The following is a 19,594-nucleotide window of genomic DNA, read 5'->3' as shown; positions in this document are numbered from 1 at the left end:
CACCATCACCTAAGAGATTTCCTTGACGCGAATCTAGACCTTGAGCAATGTCTCCAATTTCGGTAACTTTGTAATCGTCAACATAGATTTCGGTGTCATCAGTGTTGCCGTTAATGTGGGTAAACAAGCCTAAGAAAAAGCGTGTCTTTCCAATCTCGTTGGGTGTAAATTCAAATCGGAGATTTTTGTAGCCATCTCCATCAGTAATCACGAAATCTTGACCTCGAAAGCTCTGATCGGGGTTTTGCGCCCAGAAAGAAACAATCGCACTTGGCAGGTTATTTTCTGGATTTAACCATTTGACTTTGGCTTCTACCGCATAGATCTTATCTGTTTTTAGACCTGAGACATCTTGAAAGAGTGACAGTTGATCGTCATAGTTTACTTGAGCTTCTTGGGGCAGTTTGAGATACATCTGCTTTCCTTGTCCTGGGACATTCTCAATGTAAGCCACTTTTTCGACATTGCGGTCGTAGTCTAGAACTGTTCCTGTTTTACCTACTAACCAATTTGTGCCATCTAAAGCCTGATTAAAGCCAGAATTTTGGAGGAGACTTTGATGATTACCACTGGCAGAATTAGAATTTTGAGTAGGTCTTAAAACTGAATCGAATCCCTCAATCACAATCGCAGCCGATTCAATTTCGCCAGTCTGATACTCCAAATCCCAGTCTCCGTAATGATTACTACTTCCAGTCAGGTCTACACTTGCAGCAATATCTGCTCCCGTCAACGTACCGAACTGTTGCACAAATTGACGACCTTTTTCTCCTTGGCCCACTTCGCAACCATAGAGCAAGATATCTGCCGTCTGAGAAGAACCAGTCCAACCAGTTAGGCTACTTTTGTATTGGTCTAATGTATCGGAGTTGATTTCTGCATTTCCTAGCTGCAAACTCCCCGCAGAACCATGAGAAATAATATCGATGGTGTGAATATTTTGCCGAGAATCTAAAATATCTGCAATCTGCGTTATGCCATTTTGGTTCGCATCCAATCGAATAGCTTCAGCTCCACTGTTGGCAAACTGTTCTATTTGTTGTTCTGAGATAGAGACAGCAATGTCAATAATAATAAGTCGCTCACTTCCCAGTTCACCACCAATTGTATTTTCAGGTACGGTTGCAGCATCTATAGTAAAAATACTTTGGCTATTGACAGCCAGAAAATCTTGAGGAACGAATTCTTGGTAATCAATAACTTCCATCTTAATTAAGAGTTTTTACTTGTATCATGAACTCATCTTTTCTAGCACTTGCCTCTTCTCAATGACATCAGGATTTTTGCTATCAGTACTTTTTCGGGTTCTATTACAAAAATTTTTAACGGACAGAACAATTTTGTAAATAACTAAAGTTTTAGCTATTTTTTAGTCTCATAGTACTTAATAATTAATGTAAATTATAAGGAACATCAAAGTCTAATTTTTTATTATGCATTCCTGAAAAAATAACTAATTTAGTCCCACAAAATATACACTAAATTATACATATTATACCAATTCTCGCGCAATAGCTAGATAGATAGAAAATTATTTCTTATTAAGAAAAAACACTCAAACTACTGTTAAACTAACTCCTGACTCCTGAATCCTGATATGCCCTAAAGGACTTCCTTCGGTCGCGCGACGGCGAAGCCGAGTCCTTTAGGGAAGCGGTATCCTTTAGGACTCCTAGCTTTAAATCTTCGTCTCTTATTACTTTTAAGAAATGGTATTAGATGCCCATTGCTAATTATATATTAATACGAGAAAACCGATTATTGTCATCAAAAAAATACAATGAAGCGCAATAATATTATAAAAAAAAGTAATCAAGTTCGATCTAATGTTTTAGGAAGCTTGGCTTAATTTATATCATGTATCTTTGAATGCTTGTAACTATAAAAAAGCTGTCAAGGATTATAGAAAAGTAATTAATTTAAAACTTGATAAAAATATTAGTCTGAATTTTTGGAATTTTAGTCAAGCATTATTTAATCTGAATAAAAAATCTAAAGCGATCGCAGCTATTGAAAATTCTCAATAATAATTAATAGTTAGAGAGTGACCAGTCAATAAGGTTATTGAACATACTATCGAAAATAACGATTGATGTCAGGTTGCATACTCTGACTCTCACAGAATAATAACTAACTGATAACTGGTCACTGATTATGGAGATTAACCCTGTCTGAGCTTGTCTAAGACGCTCAAATCTTCCATAGTAGAGATATCACCCACTAATTCTTCTCCTGCTGCCAAATTTCGTAAGAAACGGCGGATAATCTTGCCAGAACGAGTTTTAGGAAGGGCATCGGTAAAGCGAATTTCTCCAGGACGAGCGATCGCACCTATTTCATGAACTACGTGTTTTTTGAGTTCGGCTTTGAGTTCATCACTAGGTTCATGAGTGCTATCTAGGGTAACAAAGGCATAAACATCTTGCCCTTTAACCTCATCAGGACGCGAGACTACCGCAGCTTCAGCTACTGCAGGATGTGATACTAAAGCAGATTCTACTTCCATTGTGCCTAAACGGTGTCCTGAGACATTCATAACATCATCAACACGACCCATGACCCAAAAGTAACCGTCTTCGTCTTTTCTTGCCCCATCTCCAGCAAAATAAAGATATTTACCATCTTTAGGGGGTATATGCTCCCAATAGGTACTACGAAAGCGTTTATCATTTTTATAAACAGTCCGCATCATACTGGGCCAAGGATGTTTGATTACCAAGTAACCACCCTCGTTAGTACCCACAGGATTACCGTCTAAATCCACCACATCAGCTATTATGCCAGGGAAAGGACGAGTAGCGGAACCTGGTTTGGTAGGAGTTGCACCAGGTAAGGGAGTCAACATAAAGCCCCCTGTTTCAGTTTGCCACCAGGTATCCACAATGGGGCATTTTTCCTGACCAATAACTTGGTGATACCAGATCCAGGCTTCGGGATTGATGGGTTCGCCTACTGTACCTAATATTCTTAAAGAAGATAAATCTCTTTTATTAGGATGTTGATCGCCCATTTTGATAAATGCTCTGATTGCTGTCGGTGCAGTGTAGAAGATAGTTACACCATATTTTTCCACGACATCCCAAAAACAGCCAGGATTAGAAGCTCTCGGCGCACCTTCATACATGACGCTAGTTGCACCATTGGAAAGAGGGCCATAAACAATATAGCTATGTCCTGTAATCCAACCCACATCGGCGGTACACCAATAAACATCAGTATCTTTGAGATCGAATGTCCATTTAGTAGTTACGTGGGTGTAGAGATTATAACCCCCTGTAGTGTGAACAACTCCTTTGGGCTTTCCTGTAGTACCGCTAGTGTAAAGAATGAATAGCATATCTTCACTATCCATAGGTTCGGGAGGACAGTCTGCGGATGCTGTGGGTTGTAATTCGTGCCACCAGACATCACGATCGCCTACCATGGGAATATCTTGTTTAGTACGCTGCACTACCAGTACTTTCTGCACACTGGGTACAGCATTATCTTGCAGTGCTTCGTCTACTGCGGATTTGAGGGGTACTATTTTATCTTTGCGGAAACCACCATCGGCGGTAATAACTACCTTTGCCTCCGCATCTTGTAAACGCGCTTTTAAGGCTTCGGAGCTAAAACCCCCAAACACGACACTATGAGGTGCGCCAATTCTGGCACAGGCTAACATTGCGATCGCTGCTTCTGGTATCATGGGCATATAAATGCCAACGCGATCTCCTTTTTGAACACCTAAATCTTTGAGTACATTTGCCATCTGACAAACTTCTCGATGCAGTTGAGCATAAGTAATCGTGCGGGAGTCTCCAGGCTCACCTTCCCAAATCAAGGCTGCTTTATTTTTGCGCCAGGTGGTTAAATGGCGGTCTAAGCAGTTGTAAGAAATGTTAATTTTGCCATTGAGAAACCATTTTGCAAAGGGAGGCTGCCAATCTAAAACTTTGTCCCACTTTTGAAACCAATGTAGTTCTGATTCTGCTAACTCTGCCCAGAATAACTCTGGATGTTCTTTCGCTTTGTCATAAAGGGTTTGGTATTGAGTCAGGCTTGTAATATGTGCCTGTAGAGCGAACTCTTCCGATGGGGGGAAAAGACGTTCTTCGTGCAGAATTGATTCTATCGTTGACTTTGACATAATTGCTGTTAATTCAAAAATCTCTTTATCATCATTCTGAATGCCAATCTTGCCAGAGAATCTTTATTTTCTTTAAGTTAACAATAATTATTTAATTTTTTGGTTAATTGTTGGTTGTTAATAGTTATTGGGTACAGCCACTTCTTGAGTAGGGTCGATGGGGGCTATCATGCGCTTCGCATCTCCCTTTGAAATCCGAGCTTGCGACTTTTGTCGCACTCGGCTTGCCTTTAATCTTAGCTTTCGCTGTTGCTCTATAATATAGAATATAGATTGCTATATCAAGGCGATCGCACTTCTGATAGCTGTTCATTGATTACTTAGCCAATTACGAATTTCATTAGCGATCCAAATAGATTCTTCTTCGGTTAATTGTTTCCCAAAACTATATCTTTGATATCCTCGATAATACTTGGATTTTTTAGTAGTAATTATAATCGCATTAGAGTAAGAATAATTAATACTTTGATCGTTAATACTACTTGGTATTTTGAGAGCCTGATAATTAACAGAAACATCTTGAATATTTTGAGTATCTCCTTGTTCCTGAATTATATTAAAAAATAATTTTCTTTTAATCAAAAAATTTCGATAATTAAAACTAATTTTAGTATCGCCAAATAAATATTCTAGATAAGGATAAAAAGCTAAATAGCAAATGATTAACGTAATAATTCCTAAAGGAAAAAGATTGAGAGTCAGGCAGCTAGAAATAAACATAAAAAGCGTTATAAATGCTACATTGGTTGCATCTTGTAAATTTTGAATACCTCTTTTCGCAACAGTTATATCTAAATAGTTTTGTTCGCTAAATATTTTAATACGCTTACTAAATGATAGAGAATTATGAGCAAATTTTTCCTTGCTGATTGGTTTGATATCACTTTTTCTTTCCACAGCTTCCAAAGCTTTAAAAGCTTGCTGTGCAGTTTTAAATCTTCTTTCCACAGCAGGATGAGTCATCTTTTCTAACCAATCAGCAAATTGTGGTTTGAGAGAAATGCAATCGCTAAATTGAATAGTTAAATCTTTAGTGGGTAAATCGCCAGGAGGAGTACGAGTTAATAGGTGAATCAAAGTTGCACCCAAAGCATATAGATCCGAAGCAGGAACAGATTTTCCCCCAAATTGCTCCATCGGTGCATAACCATAAGTACCCACTACGGTAAAAGTACCACCCTCGGTGGCAGCGCGATCTTGTACTGCGCCAAAATCTACCAAATAAATATTCAGATCTTCTCCCAAAATTAAATTACTCGGTTTAATATCGCGATGTAATAAAGGTGGTTTAGAATCATGAAGATACAGCAAGATCGATAAAATTTCTTGAGCAATTTTTTTTGCTTCTAACTCACTAAATCTTTTACCCTTATCTAATAACTGTCGTAAAGAATTACCAGGAATATACTCTTGCACCAACCCAAACCATAAATTGCGATCGTCAATAGAAAAATAATCTTGATATTTAGGAATGCGATTATGATTTATTTGTTGTAAAATTTGGGCTTCTCTTTCAAAAAGTTTTAAATCTTCCCATTGCACATTCCCGCCAAAAGCCAATAACTTAACTACTACTAAATCTGACAAAGATGTCTCTGTAGTAGGAGTATTACTTTCAGATTGCAAATCTTTAGCTAACCAGGTTTGTCTTCCTGCGTTTCTACCTAGCTTAGATTGCAATTGGTAACGCTGGTTAATTATGTCTCCCGCTTCCAACATCTTATTAATTGATTGTGGCTATTTTTCTTAATGTAGCGTTTTGCCACTACGATTTACCACTAATATCAAGGAAATAGAAAAAAGAAATTAGTGATAGTTGGTTCTCACTTGCTACATGAAGCACTGGCTACTTGTGATTTTATCATTTGAAGTCTTGAGTTCAATTGGCTAAATGATGGCTTGAATTGGAGCAAGGTAAATTGAAAATAGATCGTAGAAGACAATTACAATTAGGATTAGGCTTTAGCCAAGTCAGCTATTCTACAATAATCATCCAATTCAGCAATTAACTTATGCTTAGATTCTGGCGACAAGAAAGAAGCTTGAAAAGAATTTTTAGCTAATTGATAAAGCTCTTGTTTCGTTAAGTCTAAAGCTGATTGTGCTGCTTGGTAATTTTCAGCAATGTAACCGCCGAAATAAGATGGATCGTCAGAATTAACTGTAGCGCAAATGCCTAAATTTAACAGTTTTTTCAAATTATGCTTTGCCATCGAATCAAAAACTTTAAGCTCGACATTGGATAGAGGACATACAGTAAGAGGAATTTGTTTATCTACCAAATAATCGAGTAATTCTGGATCTTCCATGCTGCGAACACCATGATCGATACGAGATACCTTGAGTAAATTGATAGCTTCCCAGATGTATTCTGGAGGTCCTTCTTCTCCCGCATGAGCAACAGTTAAAAATCCTTCTGCTTGAGCGCGATCGAATACTTCTTTGAACTTAGAGGGAGGATTGCCCTGTTCGGCAGAATCTAAACCAACTGCGGGAATAGTATCTTTATAGGGTAGTGCCTGTTCTAAAGTGGCAAATGCCTCTTCTGCACTAAGATCGCGCAAGAAAGAGAGAATTAAGTTACTAGAAATACCCAGCTTAGTTTGACCATCCTGTAGGGCTTGATAGATTCCCTGATAGACAGTTTCAAAAGCAATACCTCGTGAGGTGTGACACTGAGGATCGAAAAATATTTCCGTGTGTCGCACATTCTGACTAGCAGCTTTTTCCAGATATGCCCAGGTTAGATCGTAAAAGTCTTGTTCTTTTTGTAATACTTCAGAACCTTGATAGTAGATATCGAGAAAAGATTGCAGGTCTGTAAAATTATAAGCATCTCTGACTTCTGACACCGATTTATAGGGTAAATCAATATTATTGCGTTGAGCCAATTCAAACATCATTTCTGGCTCTAGCGTACCTTCTATATGTAGGTGTAGTTCTGCTTTAGGTAAGTCTCGGATGAATTTTTCCATATTTGTTTTTTTTTAAAATATTGGTAACAAATTTATATCTGTAGGGGCGATTCGCCCCTACTTTATGCGCCGATTTCTAAAGCTAGGAAAACAAATCTGAGTAAAAAGACTGCTGCTAAAATCCAGACAGTAAGATCGATTTCGTGTGCTTTTCCTTGGATAGCCTTGAGTATAGGATAACTAATAAAACCCACTGCTAACCCTTCAGCAATGGAATAACTAAGGGGAATAAATAAAATAGTTAAAAAAGAAGGTATCGACTCAGCAGGATCGTTCCAATTGATATCGGTAATACTACCCGTCATCAAAACTCCCACAATTAACAATACTGGTGCAGTTGCAAAAGGAGGAATAGCCGAGAGTAAAGGGGTAAAAAAGATTGAGAGGGCAAATAAAATTGCCGTAACTATGGCCGTAAAACCACTTCTGCCTCCTTCAGAGACTCCCGCAGCCGACTCGATGTAGGTAGTTACAGTAGATGTGCCTAACGCTGCTCCTGCCGTTGTACCAATTGCATCTGCCATAAATGCTTTACTAGCATTAGGTAATTCTCCTTTATCGTTAACAAAACCTGCCTTAACACCAACTCCCGTAAGTGTCCCTACCGTATCAAAGGTATCAACGAAGAGAAAAACAAATAAGATTGCGAGTAGATTCCAAATACTATTTTGTAATACACTCCCTAATCCCACAAAAGCCTGTCCTGCAATGTTAACTGGAAAGACAGGAAAACCAATAATTCCTTGAGGCCAGGGAGCAATGCCTAAAATCCAGCCTAATAAAGCCGTAGCTAAAATCCCAATTAGTAATGCACCTTTAACTCGTCGCGCTACAAAAGCAGCCGTAATCAAAATTCCCGCGATCGCCATTAAGGTGTTAGGATCGGCTAAATTGCCTAAAGTCGTGGTAGTGGCTTCGCTGGTGACAATGATTCCTGAATTACTAGTCAGGGCAATATAAGCAATAAATAAACCAATGCCCGCAGCAGTAGCGTGTTTGAGGCAGTCGGGTATGGCAGCAACAATACGACTACGCATTTTAGTCAGAGACATGGCAATAAAAATTAGCCCCTCAATAAATACCGCAGCTAAAGCCACTCGCCAGTCAATTCCTAACCCCAAAACTACAGAAAAAGCAAAATAGGCATTAATTCCCATCCCTGGGGCGAGGGCAAAAGGATATCTGGCATAAAGTCCCATAACCATAGTCGATATAGCAGAGGAAATGGCAGTGGCAAATACTAACTCGCCAAATAAATCCCCTGACTCTTGTAAGAAGATGGCGTTGGAAAGAATACCAGGATTAACAGCTAAAATATACGCCATCGTGACAAAAGTTGTCACCCCAGCCAATACTTCGGTACGCAAATTAGTTCCTAATTTTTCAAATTCAAAAAAACTAGCTATACCACTTGAGTTTGGCGAAGAACTCGAATCTGGACTCGATCTAGTCGGAGTTGATGATGTTTTCCGACTCATGATAGATACCTCATTTTTAATAATTATTTAATCTAAGGTATCTTCAATAAAATTTTAATTCTGAAACATCGTATACTGTATACAAATTAATTTCACTTCAATATAAGTAATTATCTAAAGTTTGAGTCGCTTTTTATGGACTTGTATAACATTGAGACTTATCTGCGACCAAAATCGTTACGAGAAGTGCAAGATTGGCAACCTAACTGGAACTGGTTGGCTGGAGGAACTTGGATTTTTAACGAAGTTCAACCCCAGGTGAAAACCCTGGTAGATATGCAAAGACTTAACTGGTCGGAAATAGAAGTCACCCCAGGAGGTTTATCTATTGGGGCAACCTGTATTCAAAACGACCTACTAGACTTTTCTTTTCCCGAAGCTTGGACAGCAACGGGCGCACTTAAAGATGCCGTGCGGGAATTAGCTTCTTTTAAATTGTCTCATGCTGCGACAGTAGGAGGAAACATTTGTTTGGCTCTAAGTGCTAGTACCTTTGCTCCTGTGATGATTGCGTTAAATGCTAGCTATGAAATTTGGCAGCCCAATGGTGAACCTTACTTTGTTAATGCAATTGATTTTCAAACCGCGCCCCAACAAACGATTTTACAACCTGGGGAAGTATTACGTAGAATTAAAGTCCCCGATGGGAATTTAACACAGTGGCAAACCAGCTTTAAACGGATGGCAGTATGTACCGCAGGATATGCGATCGCTATTATTGTAACAGCATATCATCCCCAAACCAATCGAGTAAGGTTTGGCATTGGTGGTAGCATAAAATCACCGCGTTTAATTGAATTTGATACCGTACCAACTCCCGAACAAATCGTATCCGCAATTGGCGCATTTTCCCCACAAATGTATATTGATAACGAACGAGGTAGCGCAGCCTATCGCCGTCACATCACCCAGGTATTGATGCAACGCGGAATTACCGAATTAACCACAGGAATAAAAGGGAAACGCCGATATTAATCGTAGGGACATTTTTGCGTAGAGACGTAGCATGCTACGTCTCTACAGAGTTTGATATTTTTTAGACTGACCAGAAATTATGCCAGATTCATTAAATTTTCAAGTTAATAACCAAAGCCATAACACCAAATGTAATCCAGGAACGAGTCTATTAAGTTTACTTCGTTCTTTGGGATACGCGGGAGTGCATCGCGTATGTGAGTCGGGAGACTGCGGTAGCTGTACGGTGTGGCTAGATGATAAACCCATTCATAGCTGTATTTATCCTGCGATGCAGGTAGATAGTCATCAGATAACTACTATCGAGGGTTTGGAAAACGGTAAGCTGTCACCGATGCAGCAAGCTTTTTTAGATAAGCAGGGTTTTCAGTGTGGTTACTGTACTCCTGGGATGATTATGACCGCTAGTAAGCTGGAGTATAATTCAGAAGCGGAGTTACGGGCAGAATTGGAAGGTAATCTCTGTCGCTGTACTGGCTATGAGGCAATTATTGATAGTATCCTTGAATGCGGTAATGATAATTTAGTTAAACCCATAACTGCAAAAGAAGGACAGGTAGGAAAAAACATTCCCAAACAAGATGGGCCTAATTTAGTTACAGGAAAACCAGTATACACTGCCGATTGGTCGCCCCCGGGACTATTACATCTTAAAGTATTGCGATCGCCTTATCCCCATGCCCGTATTCGGGAAATTAATACAACCAAAGCTGAAGCCTTAGAAGGGGTTGAAGCTGTTTTTACCCATAAAGATGTGACCCGACGTGCTTATAGTACCGCAGGACATGGCGCACCCGTACCCGATCCTTTAGATCATTATTTATTAGATAATAAAGTAAGGTTTATCGGCGATCGCGTTGCAGCAGTCGTGGCAGAGACGGAAGCTATAGCTGCTATAGCTTGTGAGTTGATTGAGGTAGATTATGAGATTTTACCTCATGCGATCGATCCAGTTACAGCGATGAAGGGAGATGTGGTAATTCATGACGAACCAGAATCGAGTCAGATTCACGATGCAGCCCATAATATTGCAGGGGAAGTAGTTTTAGAGAAGGGCGATTTAAATACAGGATTTGCAGAAGCCGATTTAATTCTTGAAAATACCTATATCTTACCCGCAGTGCAGCACGTCCATTTAGAACCCCACGTTAGTATTAGCTGGTTGGATGAAGATGGTACATTAGTTGTTCGCTCCAGTACACAAGTACCATTCCACTGTCAGAGATTGTTATCCGAACTATTCGACATACCTAAAGAAAAGATTCGAGTTTATAAACCCCAGCTTGGGGGCGGATTTGGCAATAAACAGGAAATATTAAGCGAAGACTTATGTGTCTTGGCAACTTTAAAAACAGGTAAGCCAGTGCAGTGGCGGTTTACCAGAGAAGAAGAATTTACCGCTACCAATAGCCGTCACGCGATGAATATTCGGATTAAAACGGGGGTAAAAAGCTACGGTACGATTGTGGCTCAAGAAATGGAGGCGATTTCCAACACGGGGGCGTATGGCAATCATGGAGAAACAGTAACTTTCCTAACTGGTTGTTTTCCTCTGGGTTTATATCGTTGTGCCAATCAATCCTATAAAGGAACGGTTGTTTATACTAATACCATGCCCGCAGGTGCGTTTCGGGGTTATGGGGCAACTCAAGGCACGTTTGCCATGGAATCCCAACTTGATGAAATTGCCAGTAAATTAAATATCGATCCCATAAAGCTGCGCCAGCAAAACTTAATTACCACTGAGGATGAAATCTTAATCGGCAGAGAAGAACATTTTCACATTATTGGTAGTTATGCCCTGGATGAATGTATAGAGAAAGTTACCCAGGCGTTAGATTACGATCCAGAAAAACAGCCAGAAACAAAAGGACACATAAAACGCGGTGTAGGATTTGCTGCTACTATGCAAGCCAGTGGTTTAGCTAAGATTCATTTAGCCAGCGTTAAAATATCTTTGATGCCAAATGGACAATACGAACTGCGGACGGGTTCAGTTGATGTAGGTACGGGTTCTGATACATCTCTAAGACAGATAGCAGCCGAGGTTTTAGGAACTACCGTAGAGAACATAACCATCATTACCGCAGATACTCATAATACTCCCTTCGATGCTGGTTCTTATGCCTCTGCTACGGCATTTATTACTGGACAAGCCGTAAATCTAGCTGCCCAAAAATTGCGATCGCATCTCCTGAAAACCGCAGCCCAAATTATAGAAGTTAATACAGAAGAATTAAAATTAGACGAAGCAAAAATATCTGGTTCTCAGACAACAATATTTCTGAAGCAATTAGCACAAGAGGCACAAAAACGAGGAGAATCATTATCAGTAGAATTAGAACATACCAGCGATCGCGCTTCCCTTACCTTTGCCTTTCTAGGTGTGGAAGTAGAAGTAGACACCGAAACAGGCAGAATAAAAGTATTGCGTTGTGCAGAGGCGATCGATATTGGTAAGGCAATTAATCCGAGAATTTGTCACGGACAAGCTACAGGGGGTCTAGTTATGGGTTTAGGATACGCCCTGGCTGAAGAACTACGCTTTAATGAACAAGGTAAAATACTCAATCCTGGATTGCGTACCTACCGCATTCCTGCTGCATCCGATGTCCCACCAATGGAAATATTTTTAATCGAAAAAGCCGATCCTTATGGCCCTTTTGGTGCTAAAGGTATTGGGGAAATTGGCACTAACTGTACTGCACCTGCGATCGCCAATGCTGTCGCCCAGGCTACAGGAGTAAGATTGAAACAATTACCCATGATACCTGAAAGAGTTTGGATGGCGATGCAGAAATTAGAGTGACGTAAACCTTAAAAGTTGAATGATAGCATTATCAAATTCACTGCATGACATATAAGGGAGTAGCTATGAAACCTCAAATGCTGGGTACTAAATACGATAAGATTGCTAAATGGTGGCACGATCGTCATAGTAACTCTGAGTATGGAATTAAACAAATTGAAAAAGCATTACAGTTTTGTGTTAGTCACGAAAATGCTTTAGATGTTGGTTGTGGCGCAGGAGGTAGGTTCGTACGAAAACTACAAAAAAAGGGGTTTAAAATTACTGGACTTGATGTTTCTCGGGAAATGGTCAAGTTAGCAAGAGAAAATCATCCTAGTGAAACCTTTTTTGTTCAGGATATATGCACTTGGGAAACAGAACAAAAATTTGATTTTATTATTGCCTGGGATAGTATCTTTCATTTACCGTTTTCCATGCAAGAACCAGTAGTTACTGGACTTTGCAATATACTCGTAAAAAATGGGGTTTTGATATATACATTCGGCGATGGGTATGGAGAGCATACAGACGAATGGCATGAAGAAGAATTTTACTATAGTTCAATAGGAATTAAGGGAAATCTGTCGGTTCTGATGAAAAACGAGATAATTTGTAAGCATTTAGAGTTCGACCAATTCCCCGAAAATCATGTTTACGTCATTGCCCAAAAATCTTAGTAATTGACATTACTGACTAAAGTTATCTGCGAACTACTGTATACACAAACGTCCGTTCGTTCTCACTAATAACATGACTAGCGATCGCATTTTTTATCAACAATTGAAACACAGATTAGAACTAGAAACAGTAGTATTAGCAACTATTGTTAAGGTTTTAGGTTCTGCACCCAGAGAAATAGGCGCAAAAATGGCTATTTGCCAAGATGGTAGTATTATTGGCACTATTGGCGGTGGTGCGGGGGAAGCAAAAGTAATCACACAAGCATTAAAAGTATTAAAAACAGGAGAAAAACAGCTTGTAGAGATCGATCTAACTGGTACGCCAGGAAAAGATATTCAGGGAGTATGTGGCGGAAAAGTGCAAGTATGGTTAGAAAAATGGTCAAGTTCGGCGATCGCTCTTATCGAAGAAATTCTCGAATTATTGAAAACTGGTCAATCTGTCAAATTAGTTACCCCTTTTACTCAAGATGTTCCACCTTATTTGATGAGATATCCAGACTCTCCTCAAAAAATTACAAACTCTCTCTATTTTTCTGCTACTTCTGTAAAGACGAACAGCCGTTCGCCCCTAACCTTTACTCCCTCTGCTTCTTGCGATCGATTTGTGGAAACCATCGAACCACAACCTATTTTACTAATCATCGGCGGTGGTCATGTCGCAGTATCCATATCACAAATTGCCAACTTCGCAGGGTTTCAAATAGTAGTACAAGACGATCGCCCTGAATTTATAACCCCCCAAAGATTTCCTCAAGCACTGTTTTTATCTCAATCTATTACCGAGACTTTAAACACCCTAACGACACACTCACTGCTTTATGTGGCTTTGGTTACTAGAGGCTACCCCCAAGATATTGAGGCATTAAAAGCTCTTTTACAATATCCTATCAGTTATCAATATATCGGGGCGATCGGCAGTCAAAAACGTATTCGCATGATTAAGCAAGCAATACCAATCGCCAGACTACCTAACTTTTATGCACCTATCGGTTTAGATATTGGCGCGCTAACTCCTGAAGAAATTGCCATTAGTATCTGCGGAGAATTAATTAAAGTACGTCGTGGCGGTACAGGTTTATCACTTGGCGAAAGAATGCAGCAATGTCAAACACCATCAAAGGTTCATTTATCGCATATTAGCGTTTAAATGGAGTTTATTTTTTATGAGGCAAAGTTATCAATTTTTCAAAGTCAAAGGTTTTAATATATTTTTTGTCAACACCTTGATTAGAGATGCTCTCTAACCGAGAGCCTCTCTCACGGTCAATTATATTTTTAAAATTCTGATATATGAAAATCTCACTTTCTTGAGCAACAATCAATCTTCCCAAATTATCAAAATCCGCCCAAAGACAAATTTTCGATTCATCATTTAGTGAGTATTTAACTTTGTTTTTATTATCCCTAATTTCGTAACTATGCAAATCATAACTACCTATAGTTTGTCCATTTTTTGATTTGAGATAAGAACTATAATTCAAATGTTTTATGAGTGTTATTTTCCCATTAGTTTTTGTCCAGCACTTGGGAATAGGATATTTATCTCCATAACTTGGGACAATCTGTTTTTCTGTGAGTTTCCAGCCTTTTCCTGAAGTCCAACTTTCTGCATCTTCAAGTTTTCCTTTGAAGGTTATTTGGTAATTATCAAATTGGTGATTTTGTTGTTTGTCGAAATCAGGATACATCCCAGGCGATATAAATATGGTCTTATCATCTACAAATCTTCCTCCACCTCCCCAGGTATCTTGGTGAGCAAAAAGCATATTGGCTGTAATCTTTGGAGGCATACAAATTCCTGTCCAACAATATAGTTTTTTCTCATATTGCTGCTGAGATTTACCCATAGCAAAATACAAAAAATAAGTACCGTCAGGAGAAATATCGCATCGATTTGGGTAAATTCGCCCATAAAAACGCGAACCAATCTGTATGGACTCTCTTCCTTTTTGATAATCCAGGGAAATCAGATAAGTGATTTTATTACTTCTACGATAAAGAAAGACAATTATATTCTTTTTGGTAGCAATATATCCTCTAATTTTTGGTATGGTTTTCATTTAATTTCACTCAATATTTGTGTATATATATTTCCTGATTTACATACATAGCTAACTATTGTAAATGAGGTCTAATTGTGTCGATCGATTTAATTAAAATAAACTAATAATGCTAAGTGATGCTAACTCAAACTCAGATTATTAAAAAAATGTTTTATGAGCGTTGACAAAATTTATCCAGAGGATAACCAAAACTTTGCCTTGATTTTAGCAGCAGGTTTTTCTACCCGTATGGGAACTTGTAAAACTACTTTACTCTGGCATAATAATCAAACTCTACTTCGCTATCAAGCAGAACAATTTTTACAAGCTGGCATTACTCCAATTATTGTACTAGGTTCTCATAATGCCGATCGCCGATCTGATTGTCCTAATGGTAGTTTAGTTGCAATTAATTTAAAGAGCGATCGCGGTAAAACAAGCTCAATTTTAATTGGATTACAGTCTCTTCCTGACGCATTTTCGACTATTACTATTTCGGCTGTAGATCAGCCTCGTTCTTCTGATGTTTATCGCACTTTACTAGAAGCTTATCAACAAAAAAAAGCGTTAATTATCGCACCTTGCTACCACGGTAAATTAGGACATCCTTTGTTATTTTCGTGTCGATTATTACCAGAGTTAAAAAATATTCAAGAGTCAACTTTAGGATTGCGTGAAGTTGTTCAAAAATTCTATTCAAATATTCAAAAAATAGAAATGGAAACTCTAGATATTTTAAGCGATCTAAATAACTCAGCTATGTACCAATTAGAGCTTCAAAAAATAGCAAATATTTCCGATGATTCAAACTAAAAATTTGGTTTTTCTAAATAATGATAAACGTCAGTTTGACAGATATTATTCTGAATTATATTGTTGATCGATCGGAAGAAAATAAGAGGCTGTTTGCTGTTTGCTATTCCCTAATTCAAAATCAAACGATTTTATTCTTGCAGAACTCACGTTGATAATGTTAATATCTTTTTACAAATATTTTTACTAAATAGTATTTTAAACTACACATTGCTAACAATGATAATGATAACTTTTGTTTAATACTAGGTCAGTAATTAATAGTTTGTAATCGCTAAATTATTTCGCTCTTTACTAAAATTTAACTTATCTATGTTGAAGATTTTTCGTAAGAGAATCAAGATTTTTTAATAAATTAGGGTTGCTGACTAATTATCAATTGCTAACCGCTATTAGATGGTGTGAAACTTTTCAATGTATTTCAACAAAATAGTTAGATTTTCTGGTTACCATTATGGTAAAAAAATTCGATTATTTAGTAATTTACTATTAATCATTCTTGGCAATTGTTTTTGGTTATTATCTGGAAAATTGGCAGGAGCTTCCGAAATAATCGATATTAGCGATCGCGAAGTGCTATTACGAGAACTTTCTACCGAACTAAAACAAATTAGTGAAGTTGAGAAAAGTCAGAGATTACTCCGCCGTACAAGCGACGAGACCCCGCGTCGGCGTAAGACCCTAAAGGACTCGCTCCGCGTCGCGCAAGGGAATGCTCGTCAAGACACGACGGAGCCTACTCTGACCGTTGGTAAAAATAACACAGCAGAAGACAGTAATTATTTGTATTCCGATTTAGAAATATCTACAGATTCGGAATCAGAAACCTCAAACAGTTTAAAACAGGTAACAAACGTCGATCGGTTACGGGACGTTAGCCCTGGTGATTGGGCTTATGAAGCTTTGCGCTCTTTGGTAGACCGCTATGGCTGTATTGCAGGTTTTCCCAATCAAACTTATAGCGGTTCTCAACCATTAAGTCGTTATGAATTTGCTGCGGGTTTAAATTCTTGCTTAAATCAGATCGAACGATTGATTGCCTCTTCTGAAGCAGTTCAACGCGAAGATTTAGACACAATAAAGCGATTAAACGCAGAATTTGCCACAGAATTAGCAACGGTGACAGAAAGAGTAGACAGTTTAGAAAATCGCACTGCTTTTTTAGAAGACAATCAATTTTCGACCACTACTAAATTAATCGGTTCAGTTTGGCTTAACTTAACTGGTGCTGCTGCTGATGGGGATGTTTTAGTCGAGACAAACGATTTAAGTGTTCCTTTATTTCTCAGACCCCCAGGAAGAGACCCTGTAACTGGCGAACCAACTGTATTAGAAGTAACTGATAACCCCGAAATTACTTTAAGCGATTTAGTCTGGCTAACTTTTGAAACCTCTTTTACAGGAGAAGATGTTTTAACGACTCGGCTTGTTGTGGGTAATGGGGATTCTCCTGCTAACGTTTTTGCTTCTGCGGGTACTTACAATACTTTTGGGATCCCATTTACCGATCAAACCGCAGGACTCCAAGGAGAAGGAAACAGCGAGATCGTAATTCAAGATTTGTCCTATAATTTTCCCGTTGGTGACAACTTTCGGATTGTCATTGGACCTCAGATTAACTGGTATGCCTATTTCGATAATAATGCCTATACATATTTTCTTACTGGGGCGAGTAGTTTTAATTCCATTGGTAGTAGCCTCTCCAATGCGATCGATCGCGGTTCGGGAGCAGTTGTCATGTGGGATATTAGCGAAAAGCTGAAGCTCAACATTGCTTATTTAGGAGAGTCTACAGAATTTCTGCCCAGTCCGCCGTTTAACACTGCCAGCAACCCCGATGAAGGTGTCTTTGGTGGCACAAATACCAGTACAGCAGAACTAACCTTTTCTCCCACTGACACAGTTAACACCAGACTGATGTATAACTATTCTCATCTCAATGCAGATGTGAATGTAGTGGGTGGTGTCATTGGAGGCGTAACAGGCGAGCCATTGCAAAACGGATTAGCCGATGCTGGTGCTGGTAGGGGATTGGATGTTAACCCCAATGATGGCGGTTTAAAAGATTCTTTTTCCCATACTATTGGATTCAATTTCGATTGGGAAATCGCTCCCAAATTTGGTATTTTCGCTCGTTATACCTACGCTAGCATTACCCTCAAGCCAATTGATAGAACCGTAAACGTCCAGTCAATTCAGGCAGGTTTAGCCTTCCCCGATGTGGGTAAAGAAGGAGCATTAGGCACATTTTCCTTTTTGATTCCCTTTGACGTTACCAATGGTGAAGAATTTTTGGTTTCGGGTGCAGGGGATGGCGGTACACAGTATGAGTTTGAACTGACTTATTTTTATCCCGTGAATGATAATATTGCCCTAGTTCCTGCTTTTTATCTGGTTAGTAATCCCAATAACTTCGATGAAAATCCCAATATCTACGTGGGAAATTTACGAATGCAATTTAATTTCTAATCTTTTTTTTTATTCTGTATGGGCGAACGGGCCGTTCGCGGTTACCTAACATTATGACTACAAATACTCAACCAACCCCTCTAATTATCGACGATGATGGCAGCCAAGATGGGATGACAGCGATCGCATATATGCTGGCAAATCCTCAGTTTGATGTTCAAGCCATCACTATTTCTCAGGGTATTGCTCGTCCTGAAGTTTTTGATGATAATGTACTGCGAATGCTAGATCGTTTGGGGGATTTAGATATTCCCGTCGGTGTAGGGCGCGAGACTCCCCTTGAAGGCAATAACGAATTTCCCGATTTTATTCGTGATGGCTCTGATACTTTTTGGTCGCCATTTGTCCCTCTACCAGAAGAAACTCCAGATGTGGAGACAGAAGACGCAGTAGATTTAATTATTGAAACAATTCACAATTCTCCCGAACCTGTAGCAATCTTAGCCACAGGACCTTTAACAAATATTGCCGAAGCTTTACGACGCGACCCTACTATCATTGACAATATTGAAGTAGTGCAAATTATGGGTGGGGCTGTCTTTACCGAAGGAAATCTACCCGTACTCCCCGATCCACCTTTTTCCACCAATACTGCTGCCGAGTTTAATATCTGGATTGACCCCGTAGCAGCCCAAGAAGTCTTGGATGCAGGTGAAAAGGGCTTAAAAATTCAGCTTACTCCTTTAGATGCCACTAATGACATTGAATTCGATCGTGAGGATTATCAAGCCTGGCTGGATACGGGAACGCCTGAAAGTATTATTGCTGCGGAATTTTTAGATTATGCTCTTGAGGTAATTCAAAGCGATTTAGACCCTAATCCAGTGTGGGATTTAGTAGCAGCGATTAATCTCAGCGAACCAGATTTCTCACCTGAAACCCCTTTACACATCGATATCGATACCGAATCTGCTCCAGGAGATACTCAAGGAGCAACTGTAGCAGTTGCTGACCTACCGCCTAACGTCCTAGTATCTTTAGACCCCAGCTTTGATAATCTTGATTTTGATGCTGATGAGGTTTTTTCTTATTTAGGCGAAATTCCAGTAATAGATGCTGAAGTTGAAATAGTTTTTGGCAGTGCTGAAGGTGACATCATTGATGCTGCGGATTTAAACAGTGATTTTGATGGCAACAACGACATCTTATTTACGGGTAGTGGTAATGATTTAATTGATGCTTCTGTTGCTTTTGGACACAACCGTATTTATGCAGGTGAAGATGATGATATTTTATTAG

The 19,594-nt window shown here is 39.0% G+C and carries 14 protein-coding genes; 8 read left to right on the top strand and 6 right to left on the bottom strand.

Annotation, left to right across the window (positions count from 1 at the left end; translation table 11 throughout):
* Nucleotides 1-1,207, bottom strand: a 1,207-nt coding sequence (locus H1P_RS18820; protein WP_144870188.1) for a DUF4347 domain-containing protein, incomplete at its 3' end; no start/stop codon positions are given.
* A gap of 658 nt (nucleotides 1,208-1,865) precedes the next feature.
* On the opposite strand from H1P_RS18820, the gene H1P_RS36280 reads away from it, so the two are divergent.
* Nucleotides 1,866-2,027 carry a hypothetical protein gene (locus H1P_RS36280; RefSeq protein WP_186376039.1) on the top strand — a complete coding sequence of 54 codons (162 nt, stop codon included), beginning with the start codon at nucleotides 1,866-1,868 and terminating at the stop codon, nucleotides 2,025-2,027.
* A 134-nt stretch (nucleotides 2,028-2,161) separates the two neighbouring features.
* On the opposite strand, the gene acs is transcribed toward H1P_RS36280, so the two are convergent.
* The 4 genes from acs to H1P_RS18800 form a co-directional block, all read right to left on the bottom strand.
* The gene (acs, locus tag H1P_RS18815) at nucleotides 2,162-4,129 is read right to left on the bottom strand and encodes an acetate--CoA ligase (RefSeq protein WP_144870186.1); all 1,968 of its coding nucleotides are present in this window, start codon (nucleotides 4,127-4,129) and stop codon (nucleotides 2,162-2,164) included.
* 309 nt (nucleotides 4,130-4,438) lie between these two features.
* Entirely contained in the window at nucleotides 4,439-5,848 is a 1,410-nt protein-coding gene (locus H1P_RS18810) for a serine/threonine protein kinase (protein WP_144870184.1), read from the bottom strand.
* A 236-nt stretch (nucleotides 5,849-6,084) separates the two neighbouring features.
* Nucleotides 6,085-7,104: an adenosine deaminase gene (locus tag H1P_RS18805; protein ID WP_144870183.1), complete on the bottom strand. Its 1,020-nt coding sequence runs from the start codon at nucleotides 7,102-7,104 to the stop codon at nucleotides 6,085-6,087.
* A gap of 62 nt (nucleotides 7,105-7,166) precedes the next feature.
* Nucleotides 7,167-8,582: an NCS2 family permease gene (locus tag H1P_RS18800; protein WP_144870181.1), complete on the bottom strand. Its 1,416-nt coding sequence runs from the start codon at nucleotides 8,580-8,582 to the stop codon at nucleotides 7,167-7,169.
* Between the two features lie 135 nt (nucleotides 8,583-8,717).
* Here H1P_RS18800 and H1P_RS18795 point away from each other — a divergent pair, with 135 nt between their 5' ends.
* The 4 genes from H1P_RS18795 (at nucleotide 8,718) to H1P_RS18780 (ending at nucleotide 14,178) form a co-directional block, all read left to right on the top strand.
* Nucleotides 8,718-9,557: an FAD binding domain-containing protein gene (locus H1P_RS18795; protein ID WP_144870179.1), complete on the top strand. Its 840-nt coding sequence runs from the start codon at nucleotides 8,718-8,720 to the stop codon at nucleotides 9,555-9,557.
* Between the two features lie 79 nt (nucleotides 9,558-9,636).
* Entirely contained in the window at nucleotides 9,637-12,366 is a 2,730-nt protein-coding gene (locus tag H1P_RS18790) for a molybdopterin-dependent oxidoreductase (RefSeq protein WP_144870177.1), read from the top strand.
* A 65-nt stretch (nucleotides 12,367-12,431) separates the two neighbouring features.
* A complete protein-coding gene (locus tag H1P_RS18785; RefSeq protein ID WP_144870175.1) occupies nucleotides 12,432-13,025 on the top strand; it encodes a class I SAM-dependent DNA methyltransferase in 594 nt (197 codons plus the stop codon).
* 73 nt (nucleotides 13,026-13,098) lie between these two features.
* On the top strand, nucleotides 13,099-14,178 hold the full coding sequence (locus H1P_RS18780; protein WP_144870173.1) for an XdhC family protein: 1,080 nt from the start codon (nucleotides 13,099-13,101) through the stop codon (nucleotides 14,176-14,178).
* Between the two features lie 7 nt (nucleotides 14,179-14,185).
* Here the strand turns inward: H1P_RS18780 and H1P_RS18775 are convergent, their stop codons facing one another.
* Nucleotides 14,186-15,091, bottom strand: coding sequence for a hypothetical protein (locus H1P_RS18775; RefSeq protein ID WP_144870171.1), 906 nt, complete (start codon nucleotides 15,089-15,091; stop codon nucleotides 14,186-14,188).
* Between the two features lie 156 nt (nucleotides 15,092-15,247).
* Between H1P_RS18775 and H1P_RS18770 the strand changes: the two genes are divergently transcribed.
* From H1P_RS18770 to H1P_RS18760, 3 genes are all read left to right on the top strand, one after another.
* Nucleotides 15,248-15,886 (top strand): nucleotidyltransferase family protein, encoded by a 639-nt coding sequence (locus tag H1P_RS18770; protein WP_144870169.1) that lies wholly within the window; start codon nucleotides 15,248-15,250, stop codon nucleotides 15,884-15,886.
* Between the two features lie 414 nt (nucleotides 15,887-16,300).
* Nucleotides 16,301-18,355: an iron uptake porin gene (locus H1P_RS18765; RefSeq protein WP_144870167.1), complete on the top strand. Its 2,055-nt coding sequence runs from the start codon at nucleotides 16,301-16,303 to the stop codon at nucleotides 18,353-18,355.
* A gap of 53 nt (nucleotides 18,356-18,408) precedes the next feature.
* A partial coding sequence (locus H1P_RS18760) for a nucleoside hydrolase (protein ID WP_144870165.1) occupies nucleotides 18,409-19,594 on the top strand: 1,186 nt, incomplete at its 3' end.

It is taken from the genome of Hyella patelloides LEGE 07179 (genome assembly GCF_900659865.1).
Lineage (GTDB): Bacteria > Cyanobacteriota > Cyanobacteriia > Cyanobacteriales > Xenococcaceae > Hyella > Hyella patelloides.
Note: the sequence above shows the minus strand (reverse complement) of the source record. Positions and strands in the feature narration are given on the sequence as shown.